The organism is Luteibacter sp. OK325 (assembly GCF_003050935.1).
Taxonomy (GTDB): domain Bacteria; phylum Pseudomonadota; class Gammaproteobacteria; order Xanthomonadales; family Rhodanobacteraceae; genus Luteibacter.
Genome location: NZ_QAOX01000001.1, coordinates 751,606 through 768,265 on the forward strand (window position 1 = coordinate 751,606; position 16,660 = coordinate 768,265).

15 protein-coding genes and 1 riboswitch are annotated in these 16,660 nt (G+C 65.3%); of the genes, 12 read left to right on the plus strand and 3 right to left on the minus strand.

The window, feature by feature from the left end; all coding sequences use genetic code 11:
• Positions 1-47: 47 nt before the first annotated feature.
• Positions 48-566 carry a DUF2127 domain-containing protein gene (locus tag C8J98_RS03295; RefSeq protein ID WP_107910829.1) on the minus strand — a complete coding sequence of 173 codons (519 nt, stop codon included), beginning with the start codon at positions 564-566 and terminating at the stop codon, positions 48-50.
• A 126-nt stretch (positions 567-692) separates the two neighbouring features.
• Here C8J98_RS03295 and C8J98_RS03300 point away from each other — a divergent pair, with 126 nt between their 5' ends.
• Together C8J98_RS03300 and C8J98_RS03305 are read left to right on the plus strand one after the other, a co-directional pair.
• Positions 693-1,136: a DUF2231 domain-containing protein gene (locus C8J98_RS03300; RefSeq protein WP_107910830.1), complete on the plus strand. Its 444-nt coding sequence runs from the start codon at positions 693-695 to the stop codon at positions 1,134-1,136.
• Positions 1,137-1,161: 25 nt separating this feature from the next.
• Entirely contained in the window at positions 1,162-2,445 is a 1,284-nt protein-coding gene (locus tag C8J98_RS03305; RefSeq protein WP_233260104.1) for a sorbosone dehydrogenase family protein, read from the plus strand.
• Between the two features lie 264 nt (positions 2,446-2,709).
• On the opposite strand, the gene C8J98_RS03315 is transcribed toward C8J98_RS03305, so the two are convergent.
• Entirely contained in the window at positions 2,710-3,606 is an 897-nt protein-coding gene (locus C8J98_RS03315) for a LysR family transcriptional regulator (RefSeq protein ID WP_107910834.1), read from the minus strand.
• 200 nt (positions 3,607-3,806) lie between these two features.
• On the opposite strand from C8J98_RS03315, the gene C8J98_RS03320 reads away from it, so the two are divergent.
• From C8J98_RS03320 to C8J98_RS03365, 10 genes are all read left to right on the plus strand, one after another.
• Positions 3,807-4,790 (plus strand): aldo/keto reductase, encoded by a 984-nt coding sequence (locus tag C8J98_RS03320; RefSeq protein WP_107910835.1) that lies wholly within the window; start codon positions 3,807-3,809, stop codon positions 4,788-4,790.
• A gap of 40 nt (positions 4,791-4,830) precedes the next feature.
• A riboswitch (cobalamin riboswitch) is annotated at positions 4,831-5,052 on the plus strand.
• 125 nt (positions 5,053-5,177) lie between these two features.
• On the plus strand, positions 5,178-6,701 hold the full coding sequence (locus C8J98_RS03325; protein ID WP_107910837.1) for a CoA-acylating methylmalonate-semialdehyde dehydrogenase: 1,524 nt from the start codon (positions 5,178-5,180) through the stop codon (positions 6,699-6,701).
• A gap of 11 nt (positions 6,702-6,712) precedes the next feature.
• On the plus strand, positions 6,713-7,891 hold the full coding sequence (locus C8J98_RS03330) for an acyl-CoA dehydrogenase family protein (protein WP_199229785.1): 1,179 nt from the start codon (positions 6,713-6,715) through the stop codon (positions 7,889-7,891).
• Entirely contained in the window at positions 7,888-8,682 is a 795-nt protein-coding gene (locus C8J98_RS03335) for an enoyl-CoA hydratase (protein ID WP_107910841.1), read from the plus strand. Before C8J98_RS03330 ends, C8J98_RS03335 begins: the two co-directional genes overlap by 4 nt.
• Complete coding sequence (locus tag C8J98_RS03340; RefSeq protein ID WP_107911153.1) at positions 8,679-9,860, plus strand: enoyl-CoA hydratase/isomerase family protein; 1,182 nt, start codon at positions 8,679-8,681, stop codon at positions 9,858-9,860. The genes C8J98_RS03335 and C8J98_RS03340 overlap by 4 nt, the downstream gene beginning before the upstream one ends.
• Complete coding sequence (mmsB, locus tag C8J98_RS03345) at positions 9,857-10,747, plus strand: 3-hydroxyisobutyrate dehydrogenase (RefSeq protein WP_107910842.1); 891 nt, start codon at positions 9,857-9,859, stop codon at positions 10,745-10,747. Before C8J98_RS03340 ends, mmsB begins: the two co-directional genes overlap by 4 nt.
• A 91-nt stretch (positions 10,748-10,838) precedes the next feature.
• Complete coding sequence (locus tag C8J98_RS03350; protein WP_107911155.1) at positions 10,839-11,987, plus strand: Fic family protein; 1,149 nt, start codon at positions 10,839-10,841, stop codon at positions 11,985-11,987.
• On the plus strand, positions 11,984-12,988 hold the full coding sequence (locus tag C8J98_RS03355; protein ID WP_199229787.1) for an iron ABC transporter permease: 1,005 nt from the start codon (positions 11,984-11,986) through the stop codon (positions 12,986-12,988). Before C8J98_RS03350 ends, C8J98_RS03355 begins: the two co-directional genes overlap by 4 nt.
• Positions 12,985-13,773: an ABC transporter ATP-binding protein gene (locus C8J98_RS03360; RefSeq protein ID WP_107910844.1), complete on the plus strand. Its 789-nt coding sequence runs from the start codon at positions 12,985-12,987 to the stop codon at positions 13,771-13,773. The genes C8J98_RS03355 and C8J98_RS03360 overlap by 4 nt, the downstream gene beginning before the upstream one ends.
• Positions 13,770-14,639, plus strand: coding sequence for a cobalamin-binding protein (locus C8J98_RS03365; RefSeq protein WP_107910846.1), 870 nt, complete (start codon positions 13,770-13,772; stop codon positions 14,637-14,639). Before C8J98_RS03360 ends, C8J98_RS03365 begins: the two co-directional genes overlap by 4 nt.
• Positions 14,640-14,659: 20 nt before the next feature.
• Here the strand turns inward: C8J98_RS03365 and C8J98_RS03370 are convergent, their stop codons facing one another.
• A complete protein-coding gene (locus tag C8J98_RS03370; protein ID WP_107910848.1) occupies positions 14,660-16,570 on the minus strand; it encodes an LTA synthase family protein in 1,911 nt (636 codons plus the stop codon).
• Between the last annotated feature and the right edge of the window lie 90 nt (positions 16,571-16,660).

Here is a 16,660-nt window from a genome sequence, read left to right on the forward strand (position 1 = left end):
ATATCAAACGCCTTGAGAATGGACCGGCGTGATGGCCCCCGAGGCCGTCAGGTTGCGGGAACGGCCTCGGCCCCATGCCCCTCGCGAGGCCGCATCGCCATGCGGACGAGGTAGATCACGATCAGCACATTGGCTACCAGGACCGCCAGCTTGAGCCAGTTGAAGCGCTCGATACACTCGTAAAGCTCGAACGGCACCAGCGAACCCGTCGCGATCACGGTGAACCATTCGGCCCAGTGCTTGCGCAGCCACAGGCCAATGCCCTCGGTGGCAAAGATGGCCGCATAGACCAGCGCCACGATGCCTACCGCGACGAATTTTGCCGGGCCCATGGCCTCGAGCAGGTGGACCAGGCTCCAGCGCATTTCGTTGCTGTCGGTCAGCTGCAGGTGCTCCAGCCACTGAACCAGGTGCTGGAAGCTTTCCTGGCGATCCAGCCGGAACGCGGCGATGGCGATAAGGATGAGCCCGATGGTCTTCACCGCCATATAGACCGCGATAATGCGCAGGCCGGCAGGGTAATGGGGCGTTGCGTCCGGATCGTTCGAGGTACTTACAGAGGCCATGAACCGATCTTAGTCGGGCTGGGCCGCCGGCGGGAGGGGTCCGGTCCAAGACATAGTCTCGACACCGCGCAGACTAGCTTGCAGCGTCAGCCCGCAAGCCCCTTCCTCCCATCGAGACAGCTGCCCATGAGCTACCGTGCCGCACCGCGTCGCTCCGTCGTGGCCAATGCCATCTACGGCCTCCTCAATCCCATCCCCTTCGGTTTCTTCGTCGCCGCGCTGATCTTCGACATCGTCTACGCCCGCAGTGGCGAGATTCTCTGGATGAAGGCCGCCGCATGGCTCATCGTCATCGGCCTGGTCTTCGCGATCATCCCGCGGCTGGTCAACCTCGTGCAGGTGTGGATCACCTCCCGCCGCAGCGCGCTTAGCGGCGACCGGCTCGATTTCTGGCTCAACCTGCTGGCCATCATCGTGGCCACCATCAATGCCTTCGTGCACAGCCGCGATGCATATGCGGTGATTCCCGCGGGCGTGTGGCTTTCGGTCGCCACCGTCCTCCTCCTGGCTATCGGTCACATCGTCATGGCGGTGCAACAGTCCGCTCCGGGGAACCTCATCCATGAATAAGATTCCCTACCGCAGCGTTCTCGCCATGGCCTGCGTCGCCGTTCTCGGCGGGTGCGACCAGAAGGCTTCGTACCAGCCGGACCAGCAATCAGGCAGCAATCCGGCCCTGCCCAGGGCCCAGCGCTTTCTCGTGCCACCCATGCAGGTGCCCGACAAGGCCGGCTGGAAGCAGGGCCAGACGCCGACGGTCGCACCAGGATTGAAGATCGAAAGCATCGCCACCGGCCTGATGCATCCGCGCCAGCTCTATGTCCTGCCCAACGACGACATCCTCGTCGTCGAATCCAACAGCCCGGGCACGGAGCCGCTGACCACGCCCAAGCAGCTGATCGCCGGCATAGTGAAGAACCAGTCCGGCAAGGGCGGCAAAGGCGGTAACCGCATCACCCTGCTGCGCAAGAACGGCACGAGCGGACAGTGGGAAAAACATACCTTCATCGAGAACCTGAACTCGCCCTTCGGCGTGCAGCTGATCGGTGATTCGCTCTATGTGGCCAATACCGACGGCATCGTGAAGTTTCCCTATGTGACGGGGGAAACCGAGATCAAGACACCCGGCGTCGGCTTTACGGACCTGCCCAATACCATCAACCACCACTGGACCAAGTCGCTCCTGGCCAGCCCGGATGGCAGCAAGCTATACGTGGGCGTGGGCTCCAACAGCAACATCACCGAGAACGGCCTGGCCGTGGAGTACCGCCGCGCGGACATCCTCGAGGTGGACGTCGCCACGGGCGCGAGCCGCATCTTTGCTTCGGGCTTGCGCAATCCGACCGGCCTGCAATGGGAGCCGACCACCGGCAAGCTCTGGGCCATCGTGAACGAGCGCGACGAGATCGGCGCCGACCTCGTGCCCGACTACATGACTTCCGTGCACGAGGGCGCCTTCTACGGCTGGCCTTATAGCTACTACGGCCAGAATGTGGACACCCGCGTCAAACCGCAGCGCCCCGACATGGTCGCCAAGGCGATCAAGCCCGACTACGCCCTAGGCTCGCACGTGGCCGCGCTCGGCCTGCTGATGTCCGCCAGCAACGCGCTACCGGCGAAGTATCAGGGCGGCGCCTTTATCGGCGAACACGGCAGCTGGGATCGCTCACCGCTGAGCGGTTACGAGGTGGTGTTCGTGGCATTCAAGGACGGTACGCCGGTCGGCAAGCCGCAATCCGTCGTCAGCGGCTTCTACTCGAAGGACGAGAAGCAGCTGTTCGGCGCCCCGGTGGGGCTGGTGCAGGACAAGGAAGGCGCGATTCTGGTCGCGGACGATGTCGGCGACACGGTTTGGCGGGTGACGGCAGCAGCAAAATAAGAAGTTTCAAGCCCACTGTGGGACCCACTGTGGGAGCCGCTTAAGCGGCGATGGCAGGTTGACTCAACCCCCATCGCCGGCATAGCCGGCTCCCACACAACGCTCGGATTAACGGGCGTTCTTTTTCTTTTCGTCCTTGGCGGCCTTCTTTTCTTTCATGGTCTTGGCCGGCTTTTTCTTGTCGCTCTTCTTTGAATCCATACCCTTGCTCATAACGCCTCCTCGGTCAGGGTTACCGCGCGTGCTGCGCGCCTGATGCGAAGATTACGCCAATCCGCGGTAACGAAGCGCGTCGACGAACAGCGTTAGTGCCGACGAGGTGTGCCGCCGGTTGGGGTAGTAGAGGTGGTAGCCCGGAAACGGCGCGCACCAGTCCTCCAGCACCGGCACGAGGTCGCCCCGCTCGATGTGGGGCGCTGCCATATCTTCGGGCACCCAGGCCAGACCCAGACCGTCCAGCGCCGCGCGCAGGATATGCGCCGTGCTGTTGAGGGTCAGTTGCCCTTCCACGCGAACCTTGATCTCGCGCCCATCCTTCTCGAACTCCCACGGAAACAGCGTGCCGTAGGTTGGCAAACGGATGTTGATGCAGTTGTGCGTGGTGAGGTCCTGCGGCACGGACGGCCGGCGGTGATGTTCGAAGTACGACGGCGCGGCAACCACCATCATGCGGAAGTCGGGGCCGACGCGAACCGCGATCATGCCGTTGCCGACCTGCTCTCCGAGCCGGATGCCGAAGTCGTAGCGCTCGGCAACGATGTCGACCAACTCGTTGTTGGCCGATACCTCAACCTGGATATCCGGATACATCGGCAGGAAGGTGGCCAGCATGGGCTGGAGCACGGCCTCGACCGCATGGACCGACGTACTGATGCGGATCGCTCCGGCCGGCTTTTCCCGGAACGAGCTCAGGCCCGCCAGCTCCACTTCGATGTCATCGAACATCGGACCGATACTGGTCACCAGCCGCTGCCCTGCTTCGGTGGTCGACACGCTGCGTGTGGTGCGGGCGAGCAGACGCACGCCGAGGCGGCCTTCGAGCTTGCGGATGGTGTGGCTCAGGGCCGACTGGGTGGTGTCCAGCTTGGCCGCGGCGCGCGTGAAGCTGCCTTCCCTGGCGACGGCAAGGAAGGCGACGAGGTCGTGGAGATCCTTGCGCATGACACGTGAAGCCTGATCATGAGTGATGGCGAAACTTTAGCACCACGGACGAAGCAAGGTGGTCGAAAGCCTTGGTGCAGGCCATTCCGTCAACGAAAGTCCAGGGATTCATGAATTCCGACTATGAGAGCAAGGCCGTTTGGCCGCCTAGTCGCGCGCGCGTGGGGACCCTAGATTGCTTCTCTCAAAGAGGACATGACATGCAGACACGCAAACTTGGATCCACCGGTCTCGAGGTCTCGGCCATCGGCCTTGGTTGCATGGGGCTGAGCTTCGGCTACGGCCCCGCCACCGAACGCGAAGCCGCCATCGCCCTGATCCGCGCAGCGGTGGAGCGTGGTGTGACCTTTTTCGATACCGCCGAGGTGTACGGACCGTTTACCAACGAGGACGTGGTCGGGGAGGCGCTCGCCCCGTTCCGCGACCAGGTGGTGATCGCCACCAAGTTCGGTTTCGATGTCGGCGGCGTGCAGGGCGCGCTCAATAGCCGCCCCGACCACATCAAGGCCGTCGCCGAGGCATCGCTGAAGCGGCTCCGCACTGACGTCATCGACCTGTTCTACCAGCATCGCGTGGACCCGTCCGTGCCGATCGAGGACGTCGCTGGCGCGGTCAGGGACCTGATCGCCGAGGGCAAGGTGAAACACTTCGGTCTTTCGGAGGCCGGTGTGCAGACGATTCGCCGTGCGCACGCCGTGCAGCCTGTGGCGGCACTGCAAAGCGAGTACTCGCTGTTCTGGCGTGAGCCGGAGGTCGAAGTCATCCCCACGCTCGAAGAGCTCGGCATCGGCTTCGTGCCGTTCAGCCCACTGGGCAAGGGCTTTCTTACCGGAAAGATCGACTCGGACACGAACTTCGACAGCAAGGACTTCCGCAACAGCGTGCCGCGCTTCTCGGCGGAATCGCGCAAGGCCAACCAGGCGCTGGTCGAGCTGCTCGGCACGATCGCAAAAGCAAAACAGGTCACGCCAGCCCAGATCGCACTCGCCTGGCTGCTGCACCAGAAGCCGTGGATCGCCCCGATTCCCGGCACGACCAAGCTGCACCGCCTGGAAGAGAACCTCGGTGCGGCCAACGTCGTGCTCAATGCCGCCGACCTGCGCGAGATCGACGATTCGGTTTCGAAGATTCCGCTGCAGGGCGAACGCTATCCCGCCCACCTGCAGGCACTCGTCGGCCGCTGAGTTCTACCGCAGCGCAGCTTGAGCAATCCCGCCGCCCGGCTACACTGGGGAAATCACAGGTGTCCTGCCGTCGCTTACGCGGCGCGCAGGGTGAAACGGGAAGCCGGTGCGGATCGCAAGATCCTATTCCGGCGCTGCCCCCGCAACGGTAAGCGAGAACACCCGACGAAGAGACCACTGCGCCTGGCGCGGGAAGGTGTCGGGGTGGTGCGGTATGCATCGCTCGCAAGCCCGGAGACCGGCCTGTGCAGGTGCCTTCGGGTGCCTCCTCGGGTGTTGCGGCGGGCAACCGGACGGGCTGATACGGCGCGGCTGTCCCCTGCTGCTCCGCGTCCTCTTGTCTGCTCCGCAGCACCCATTTCGCGGGTGAGCGTACGGAGCAGGACCATGAACAAGCTGGACTCAGTTGCGACCGATGTCGCGACCGTTAAATTGCTGATCGACGGCGTCTTCGTCGAATCCCGAACCACCCAATGGCGCGATGTCGTCAACCCGGCCACGCAGGCGGTGCTCGCGCGGGTGCCATTCGCCACCGCCGACGAAGTGAACGCCGCAGTGGCCGCCGCCGCGCAAGCGTTCAAGACCTGGCGCAAGACACCCATCGGCGCCCGCGCCCGCATCTTCCTGAAGTACCAGCAACTCATTCGCGAGCATATGGGCGAGCTCGCCGCCCTGCTCAGCGCGGAGCAGGGCAAGACCCTTCCCGACGCCGAGGGCGATGTATTCCGCGGCCTGGAAGTGGTCGAGCACGCGGCGGCGATCGGCAACCTGCAATTGGGCGAACTGGCCAACAACGTGGCCGGCGGCGTCGATACCTATACCCTGCTGCAGCCGATCGGCGTATGCGCAGGTATCACCCCGTTCAATTTTCCCGCGATGATTCCGCTGTGGATGTTCCCCATGGCCATCGCCACCGGCAACACCTTCGTGCTGAAGCCGTCCGAACAGGATCCGATGGTGACGATGCGCCTGGTGGAACTGGCGCTGGAAGCCGGCATTCCCAAGGGCGTGCTCAATGTCGTGCACGGCGGCGAAGACGTGGTCAACGCGATCTGCGATCACGCCGATATCAAGGCGGTCTCCTTCGTCGGCTCCACGCGCGTCGGCACCCACGTCTATCACCGCGCGTCGCAGAGCGGCAAACGCGTGCAGTGCATGATGGGTGCGAAGAATCACGCGGTGGTGCTGCCGGACGCAAACAAGGAACAGACGCTCAACGCCCTCGCTGGCGCGGCGTTCGGTGCGGCTGGGCAACGCTGCATGGCGGCATCCACTGCCGTGCTGGTAGGCGAGGCGCAGTCCTGGATTCCCGACCTCGTGGCCAAGGCCAAGACACTGAGGGTCGGTGCGGGCAACGCCGCCGGGACCGATGTCGGCCCGCTGATTTCCTGCGCGGCGCGCGAGCGCGTCGAGGCCTTCATCGCCTCGGGCGTGGCACAAGGCGCGACGCTCGAGCTCGACGGCCGCAAGCCGCAGGTACCCGGCTTCGAGGAAGGCAACTTCGTCGGCCCGACCATTTTCTCTGGCGTTCGTCCCGGCATGCGCATCTACGACGAAGAGATCTTCGGGCCCGTGCTGGTCATCCTAGCCGCCGACTCTCTCGACGACGCGATCGAACTCGTCAACGCCAACCCGAATGGCAATGGCACCGCCGTGTTCACCCAGTCCGGTGCCGCCGCGCGTCGCTTCCAGGAAGACATCGACGTGGGCCAGGTAGGCATCAACGTGCCGATCCCCGTTCCGGTGCCGCTGTTCTCGTTCACCGGCTCGCGCGCCTCGAAGCTGGGCGATCTCGGTCCGTACGGCAAGCAGGTCGTCATGTTTTACACGCAGACCAAGACGGTGACGCAGCGCTGGTTCGACGACGACACCCTGCATGTCGGCGTCAACACCACCATCAGCCTCAAGTGATGGTGGCTGTGATGGATATCCCGCGGATTCCACCACCCCAGACGGACCTGACCGAGGACCAGCTGGCCTTTCGCGACGCCGCCCACGCGTTCGCGCTGGCCGAGCTTGCCCCGCATGCGGCACGCTGGGATGCCCAGAGCGAGTTCCCGCGCGAGGCGATCGGCAAGGCCGGCGAGCTGGGCTTCTGCGGCCTCTATGTCGACGAGCAGGCCGGCGGCACAGGCCTGACCCGCCTGGACGCGGCCATCGTGTTCGAGGAGCTGGCTGCCGTCGATCCGTCGACAGCGGCCTTCATCAGCATCCACAACATGGCCACATGGATGCTTACCGCGCACGCCACCCCCGCGCTACGTGACACCTGGGGACCGCTTCTGGCCAGCGGTGCGAAGCTCGCTTCGTATTGTCTCACCGAGGCGGGTGCCGGCTCGGATGCGGGCTCGTTGAAAACCCGCGCCGAGCGTGACGGCGACTCCTACCTGATCAGCGGCAGCAAGGCCTTCATTTCCGGTGCCGGCGCCACGGACATGCTCGTGGTCATGGCGCGCACGGCCGAGGGTGGCGCTCGTGGCATCAGCGCGTTCGCTGTTCCTGCGCATTCGCATGGTATTGGCTACGGACGCAACGAGGAGAAGCTGGGTTGGCACAGCCAGCCCACGCGCAGCGTGAGCTTCGACGGCGTGCGCATTCCCGCGGACCATCGCCTGGGAGCGGAGGGTGAAGGCTTCAAGATCGCCATGAAGGGTCTCGATGGTGGCCGATTGAATATCGCCGCCTGTTCACTGGGCGCTGCACAGGGTGCCCTGGATGCGGCCCGCCGCTACATGGGCGAACGCAAGCAGTTCGGCAAGAAGCTGGGTGAGTTCCAGGCCTTGCAGTTCAAGCTGGCCGACATGGCCACGCAACTCGTCGCCGCGCGGCAGATGGTGCACGCCGCCGCACGCAAGCTCGACGCCGGTAGCAGCGACGCGACCGTCTGGTGCGCGATGGCCAAGCGCTTCGCCACCGACGCGGGCTTCGCCATCTGCAACGACGCCCTGCAAATCCATGGTGGCTACGGTTATATCCGCGAGTACCCGATCGAGCGTCTGTTGCGCGATTCCCGCGTGCACCAGATTCTCGAAGGCACCAACGAAATCATGCGCGTTATCATCGCGCGTCACCTGCTCAATACCGAAGAGGAACTGCGATGAGCGACACCGCGACGCGCTACACCGGACTTACGCTGGAGATCGACGGTCACGTGGCCGTTGTCACGCTTTCCAACGCGCCGGCCAACGCCTGGACCCGCGACAGCCTGGTCGCCTTGCGCAACCTCGTCCACGACCTCGACGCCAACCGCGACATCTACGCGCTGGTAGTCACCGGCGAAGGCGAGAAGTTCTTCTCGGCCGGCGCCGACCTCAAGCAGTTTGCCGATGGCGACAAGGCCGTGGCCCGCGAAGCTGCACGTCGCTTCGGTGAAGCGTTCGAGGCGCTTTCCGCCTTCCGCGGCGTCAGCATCGCGGCAATCAACGGCTACGCAATGGGCGGTGGTCTCGAGTGTGCCCTGGCGTGCGACCTGCGCATCGTCGAAGAACAGGCTCAGCTGGCGTTGCCCGAGGCCGGCGTCGGCCTGCTCCCATGCGCGGGCGGCACGCAGAATCTCGCCCGCCTTGTCGGTGAAGGCTGGGCCAAGCGAATGATCCTCCTCGGTGAGCGCGTGGATGCGGCGACGGCACTGCGCATCGGCCTGGTCGAAGAAGTCGTGCCGAAGGGCGAATCGCGAACGCGCGCCATCGCCTGGGCGCTGCAGGCGGGCAAGCAGAGCCCGACCAGTGTCGCCGCATGCAAGCGACTGGTGCAGGCCACGCGCACGCAAAGCCACGCGACGGCCCTGGTCAGCGAGCGCGAAGCCTTCGTCGACCTGTTCGACAGCCAGGACCAGAAGGAGGGCGTGCTCGCCTTCCTCGAAAAGCGCGCGCCCCAGTGGACGAACGCATGAGTGACGCGACCCTCCCGCAGGTGGATGAAGCACCGGTGCTTTTCGAAGAACACGCCGGCGAGAACGGCAAACGCATCGGCATCGCCACGCTCAACACGCCGAAGACCCTCAACGGCCTTTCGCTCGAGATGGTGCGACTGCTCGACGAACGGCTGCGCGCGTGGGCGGCGGACGATGCGGTCGTCGTGGTCGTCCTGCAGGGTGCGGGGGAGAAAGCATTCTGCGCGGGCGGCGACCTGCATAGCCTGTACAAGTCCATGCGCGCTTACCAGGCCAGCGGTAGCAGTGACGTTCGGGACAATACCTATGCGAGCGACTTCTTTTCGGTGGAGTACCGGCTCGACTACCTGATCCACACCTACCCGAAGCCGATCCTGTGTTGGGGTCACGGCATCGTCATGGGCGGCGGCATCGGCCTGATGGCCGGCGCGAGCCACCGCGTGGTGACCGAACGCTCGCGGCTCGCGTTTCCGGAAATCACCATCGGCTTGTATCCGGACGTCGGCGGCAGCTACCTGCTGCACCGGGTTCCGGGGAACGCAGGCGTTTTCCTTGCACTCACCGGCGCACCGCTCAACGGCGGCGACGCGATCCATGCCGGCCTTGCCGACGTGCAGCTGCCTGCGGAAAGCCGCGAGGCGCTCGATGCGGCGCTCCTGCTGGTGTCATGGGCGGACGATGCGAAGGCCAATGCGGCCATGCTCACCGAGGTTCTGGCGCGCTTCGCCGTGCCGGCCACGGCCGGGCCGCTGCAGACCCATCAGGCCCCCATCGCTTTCGCCTGTTCACACGGCGCCCTCGACATGGTCGTTGCCGCGATCCAGGCCATGCCTGGCGACGACCCGTGGCTGGCGACAGCGCGGCAGACCCTGGACGCCGGTGCACCGGGTTCGGCACGCCTGGCGTTTGCGCTGCAACGGCGTGCCGGACTCCTGTCCCTGGCTGACACGTTTCGCCTGGAATACGTGGTCTCGCTTCACTGCGCCGGCTACGGCGACTTTGCCGAAGGCATCCGTGCCTTGTTGATCGACAAGGACCGCACACCGCACTGGCGTCCGGCGACGCTTGCCGACGCAACGCCGGCATGGGTTGCCCCCTTCTTCATTGAGCCCTGGCACGCTGGGGAACACCCGCTGCGTGACCTGGGCACCGACACGCATCGAGGAACGCAACGATGAGTAGCATCGCCTTCATCGGCCTGGGCAACATGGGTGGCCCGATGGCCGCCAACCTGCTCAAGGCCGGGCACACGCTGCATGTTTTCGATCTGGCCGCCGACGCGATCGCGCAGGCCGTGTCACAGGGGGCCACCGCGGCGAGTACCGCCATCGAGGCCGTCCGGAGCGCCGAGGTAGTGATCTCGATGCTGCCGGCAAGTCGCCATGTGGAGGGCTTGTACCTCGGTGAGGGCGGTCTGCTTTCGCATATACCCGCCGGGGCGCTGGTGATCGACTGCAGCACGATCGCCCCGGCGTCCGCGCAGAAGGTGGCCAAGGCGGCCAACGCGCGCGGGCTGGCGATGATCGACGCCCCCGTGTCCGGTGGCACCGCCGGCGCGACCGCCGGCACCCTCACCTTCATCGTGGGCGGTGACAGCGATGCGCTGGCGCGTGCGCGCCCCGTGCTGGCGAACATGGGCAAGAACATCTTCCACGTCGGCGCCAGCGGCGCGGGCCAGGTGGCCAAGCTGTGCAACAACATGGCGCTGGGCGTCATCATGGCCGTCACCGGCGAGGCCATCGCACTGGGCGTCGCACACGGCCTCGACCCGGCGGTGCTGTCGCAGATGATGGCCGTGAGTACCAGCCGCAGCTGGGCGACCGAAGTATGCAATCCCTGGCCTGGCGTTCTCGAAAACGCGCCCGCCTCGCGTGGCTACACCGGCGGCTTCGGCAACGATCTCATGCTCAAGGACCTCGGGCTCGCAGCCGAAGCGGCGATGGGCATAGGCGCATCGATTCCGCTGGGTGAACTCGCGCGCAACCTCTACGCGATGAACAGCCAGGCAGGCAACGGCGGGCTGGATTTCTCCAGTGTCGTGAAGCTGGTGGCGAAGGGTTCTTAAGTAGCGGATGAGCCGATTAGAGGATATATTCGGCTCACCTTATGAGCCGAATAGCGGCCTTATTCGGCTCATGAAGCCCGCGCGAGGCGAAATGATCGACCCAAAATGGATCTGGCAACACGCTGACTGGCCTGCCTTTCGCTGGCATGGCGACCGCGTGCCCGCACTTCTGCGGGCCTGCCAGCTCGCCCAGGGACGCCTGCTGGGAGCGGTAGATTCCGCCGGCACCGAGGCCGGCCTCGAGACCGAACTGGATGCCCTGCTGCAGAACATCGTCACGTCCTCGGCCATCGAGGGCGAGGAACTGAACGCGGGTTCGGTACGCTCTTCGTTGGCGAAGCGGCTGGGCGTCGACGGGGACGCGGATGGACGCCGCACGCCACGCAGCGAAGGCCTCGCCGAGCTGATGGTGGACGCGACGCAGCACTATGCCAGCCCACTCGATCTCCCGCGGCTGTTCCACTGGCACCGCCTGCTGTTTCCTGCCGAGGAAACGCTGCTACCCGTGCGCATTCGCGTCGGCGAACTTCGCGGCGACGAACCCATGCAGGTCGTATCCGGCCGCCTCGACAAACCGACCGTGCATTTCGAAGCGCCGCCACGCGCCGGCCTCGACACGCAAGTCGACACGTTTCTCGCCTGGTTCGACTCCAGTGCGAAGGCGTCCACGCTGGATCCCCTCCTGCGCGCCGGCATCGCCCACTTCTGGTTCGTCACGCTGCATCCCTTCGACGATGGCAACGGACGCCTCACGCGTGCCATCACCGATCTTGCCTTGGCCCAGGCGGAACACCAGGCGATTCGCTTCTACACGATGTCGGCCAGCATCCTGGCCGATCGGTCGGGCTACTACCGCGTGCTCGAAGAAAGCCAGAAGGGTGATCTCGACATCACGGCGTGGCTGTTGTGGTTTCTGCAGACCTTGCTCGACAGTCTCGAGCAGGCGTTGTTGCGCATCGACCGCGTGCTCGGCAAGGCGCGGTTCTGGCGTCAACACGGGGAGTACGTACTATCTGCCGAGCAGCGCAAGGTCATCAACAGGCTGCTTGACGGCGGGGAACGCGGCTTTGCCGATGGCATCAATGCTTCGCAGTATCAGGCGGTGGCCAAGGTATCCAAGGCCACGGCCACGCGTCACCTGGGCGATCTCACGGAGAAGGGTCTCCTGCGCCGGCTTCCCGGCGGCGGCCGCAGTACCCGCTATGAGATCGACTGGCCCGACGGGCGTGCCACACGATGATGACGACATTCGGATCGGCGGTCCGCCTATGGCTTGGCATGCTGATCGTCAGCCTTGCCGCCGTGCTGGCTTCGGTGCTGCTCGGTGGCGGTGACTCGACCGTCGCGGCATCGTGGCAGGGCCTGGTGTCTTCGGCCGATACGCCGATGCACTCGATCATCTGGGAACTGCGCCTGCCCCGCTCGATCGCTGCATACGGCGTGGGCGGCCTGTTGGCGATGTCGGGTTGCCTGATGCAGATCCTGGTGCGCAACCCGCTGGCGGATCCCTACACGCTCGGCCTCTCCGGCGGCGCTTCCGTCGGCGCCCTCGGTGCGATGCTCGGCGGCCTGGGTGCGGTGCTCACGGCGGCGGGTGCGGCATCGGGGGCCTTGATTGCCTGCCTGGCCGTGTTCGTGCTCGGCCATCGTGACCTCCTCTCGCGCCAGCGTGCGGCGCAGCGCGAAGACTCCACCGACTTGATCCTGATCGGCGTGATGCTGGCGTCCGGCTTCGGCGCCATCGTCAGCATGATGCTGGTGCTGGCACCGGACAAGAACCTGCGCGGCATGCTGTTCTGGATGATGGGCGACCTCAGCGGTGTCGCCAACCCGCTGCTTCCCGTCATCGCGTTGCTCCTTGGCGTGTTGTTTGTCGTACCGCTCGGGCGACAGCTGAACCTGCTCGGCCGCGGCGAAGAATCCGCAAGCGCGCTGGGTGTACGCCCCAACGTGGTGAAGTCTGCGATCTTCGTCATCGCCTCGCTGGCGACGGCCGTGGCGGTGACCACGGCCGGCACGGTGGGATTCGTTGGCCTGGTGGTGCCGCATGCCCTGCGCCGGGTCATCGGCAACGACCAACGTGTACTGATTCCCGCGTGCGCCATCGGCGGCGGCATCGTGGTCGTCGTAGCCGATACGATCTCGCGCATTGTGGCCGATCCCATCCAGTTGCCGGTCGGTGCGGTCATGGCGGTGATCGGCGTGCCGACCTTCATGTTCCTGCTGGTGAAACGCCGATGAGCAGCGTTCTCGCCACCGAAGCCATCAGCCTGTCCATACGTGATCGGCTGCTCGTGCGCGAGCTGAGCATGCGCGTCGAGCCAGGCCAGGTCTGGTGCGTACTGGGGCCGAACGGCGCAGGGAAATCGACCCTGCTGCGCACGCTAGCCGGCTTGCGTGACCCCGACCACGGTCGCGTTGCCCTGGGTGGACGCGACATCGCCAGCTACCGCCCGATCGAACTCGCGCGCCTGCGCGGATTCCTGCCCCAATCCATCGTCGACGCCTTCAGCCTCACCGTGATGGAAGCGGTGATCGCCGCACGCCATCCGCGCCTGCCGTTCTGGGCATGGGGTGACGAGGATCTCGAACCTGCACAGCGCGCCCTGCGTACCTTCGAACTCGAGTCGCTGGCGGAACGCGATGTCACCACGTTGTCCGGCGGCGAACGCCAGCGCGTGAACATCGCAGCGCTATTCACCCAGAATGTCGATGTGATGCTCCTGGACGAACCCCTGTCGTCGCTGGACCTTCATCACCAGATGAAGACGCTGCATGAATTGCTGCACACGGCGGCGCACGACGGGAAATCCGTGGTGTATACCGTGCACGACATCAACCTGGCCTTCCAGCATGCAACGCATGCCGTGCTTCTGGACGGCAACGGTGGCGCGCTCGCCGGTCTGAAAGACGACGTGATCACCAGCGATCACCTGTCGGCGGCATTCCACCATCCTATCCACGGCGTCACGCTCGACGGGGAACGCTTCTTCCGCGCCGGACGCCTCAACGGACTCTCCCCATGATTCGCCGTTTCGCCCTGCTCGCGCTTCTCATGACGGGCACCGCCAGCGCCGCCGTTACCGTGACCGACGACGCGGGTCGCGTCGTGACCCTGAAGGCGCCGGCGCATCGCATCGTCAGTCTTGCCCCGAACATTACCGATGCGCTGTTCGCCGCCGGCGCCGGGGCCTATGTCGTGGGGACGTCGCGCTTCAGCGATCACCCGGCCGAAGCGAAGAAGGTAACCATCGTCGGCGATGCCACGATGATCGACCTGGAGCGGATCGTTGGCCTGAAGCCGGATGTCATCGTCGTCTGGCGCAGCGGTACGCCGGCTGCGCAGGTGGAAAAGTTGAGCCGGCTCGGCATCCCGATCTTCTATTCGGAAACGACGCGGCTTGCCGATGTCGCCCCGGCGACCCGGCGCTTCGGCACGCTGGCCGGCACCCAGGAACAAGCCGACCGGAACGCCGCCGCGTTCGACGCCTCGCTGGCAAGGCTTCGCAGCGACTATGCCGGCAAGGCGCGGTTGAAGGTGTTCTATCAGATTTGGGACCGCCCCCTCATGACCATCGGCCGCGCACAGATTATCGACGACGCGCTGGATCTCTGCGGTGGCGACAACATCTTCGCCGACCTCTCGCAGGCGGCTCCCACCGTCACCCGCGAGGCCGTGCTGGCACGTGACCCCGACGTCATCATCGGCGGTGACGGCGGCCGCGATGCACTGGCCAGCTGGCGCCAGAGCGGGTTCCTCCGCGCCGTGAAGCACGACAACGTGATCACCATCGACGCCCCGACCCTCGCCCTGCCCTCGGCCTCGATCCTCGCCAGCGTGGATCTGCTCTGCCACACGCTGGACGAAGCCCGCGCGCGAAACCAGCACTGACCAGTGACACGGTGGCGCCTTCAGGGCTTCGCGGCGGTGGCTCCCGGCGGCAAACGATAGCGCTGCTGAGCGTATGCCCAGCTCGGCCACAGCGCGTGCGCCAGCGCTTCTTTCTCCAGCGTCGGGTCGATCGATACCGGATCGAACTTCTCGCCGTCGATCAGGTAGTGATACTGCGCCGCCGGCTGATTCGGCCGGAGCACGATGAGGCGATCGCCCTTGAGGTAACCGTAGTTGTCGCCGTACTGCATGATGGCGCGGTCCGGGTAGCGCTGGGTCAGGTCGGCGCCGAGCATCGGATGCTCGCTGCTGATGCCGATGAGCGAAAGCAGGGTGGGCGCAAGGTCGACCTGGCTGACGATGTGGTCGTCCTTCTTCACCGGCACGCCGGCGCCGAGGATCAGCGCGGGAATGTGGAAATGGGTGACCGGCACCAGGTTGGCGCCGAACACGCGTGCATCGTGGTCCGCGACGATCAGGAACACCGTGTGGTCCCAGTACGGCGACTGCTTCGCGCGGTCGAAGAAGCGACCGATCGACCAGTCCGCATAGCGCACCGCATTGGCGTTGCTGGCGGGCTCGCCTTCCGGCGTGATCCGGCCTTTCGGATACTCCCACGGGGTGTGGTTCGAGACGGAGAAGGCCACCGTGAGCGTCGGCTTGTCACTGTCGTCCATCAACCGCTGGTGCAGCTCGTTGAACATGTCCTCGTCGGACGCACCCCAGGAACCGATGAAGCCCGGCTTGGTCTTGAAGCTCGCGCTGTCGACCACTTCGTTGAAACCGTTGCCGAAGAAGAACGAACGCATGTTGTCGAAGTGCGCTTCTCCGCCGTAGAGGAAGCGCGTGTGGTAACCGAAGGTGTCGAGCAAGGCACCGAGGGTGAAGAAGTCGCGCTGGCTGCGCGGCAGCTTGAGCACGGCCTCGGCCGGCGTCGGCAGGAAACCCGTGGTGACGGCTTCGAGACCGCGCGCGGAGCGCGTACCGGTGGCGTAGGTGCGGGTCAGCCACCAGCCTTCGTTGGAAAGCTTGTCCAGTTCGGGTGTGTAACCGTCGCCACCGAGACTGCCGACGAACTGCGCACCCAGGCTTTCCTCGAGGATGATCACCAGGTTGTACGGTTTGTCGCCCTTTCGCGTGGCCTGCTGGCGATGCAGGCTGGGATAAGTGGCATCGAGCGGCGGGCCGTCCAGACCAGCCGCCCGGCGCACGATCGACTGCATCTCGTCATCGGGCAATTTGCCGTAGACCGCCGATGCGGAGCGCTCGTTGCCCAGCGCGATCGCCGCGTTGAGTACGTTGTAGAGCGAGTTCAACGGAAGGGTGTTGACCATCGCGTCGTTGGTGAAGGCGACCTGCGAGGCGTTGAGCGGACGATGTTGCAGGGTGCCGCGGCCAGCAAGGAAGAGCACGGCGAACAGGACCACGGTGGCCACGGGGCGCATCCAGCCGCGCACGGGAGCGCGATCGGGTTGCCGCGTCGGCAGCAGGCGGAAACCGAGCCAGCCGATCAGTGCGAACGCCACCAGACCCGCGGCGACGGACAGCTTGTAGCCGTTCCACAGCATGGAGGCTACTTCGTGTGGGCTGGTCAGGTACTCGAAATACAGGCGGTTCGGACGCGTGTCGTATTCGACGATGAACTGCGGTGTCGAGACTTCCAGCAGGACGAAGGCCAGCCACCAGAAGCGCAACCACCATGCCGCGATGCGGGTGGGCCATGCCCGGTGTCCGAGCCAGGGCGACAGCAGTGCGGGCAGGGCGACGATCATCGCGATGAGCGAGAGGTCGATGCGCCAGCCACCCAGCAGCACCGGCCAGAGGCCACCGCCGTCGTGGACGCGCGACCATTGCCACACGGACAGGCCGACGCGGGAAAGCGTCAGGAAGACGAGGGCGGCAACGATGAAACGCCAGGTGAGCTTGCGCACGATGGAGTATCCGGGCAGGTTACGACCCGAAGACTTTACACTGTGCGCCCAAGAAACGACTTACAGCAGCCTTTCAGGCCCGCACGAGGA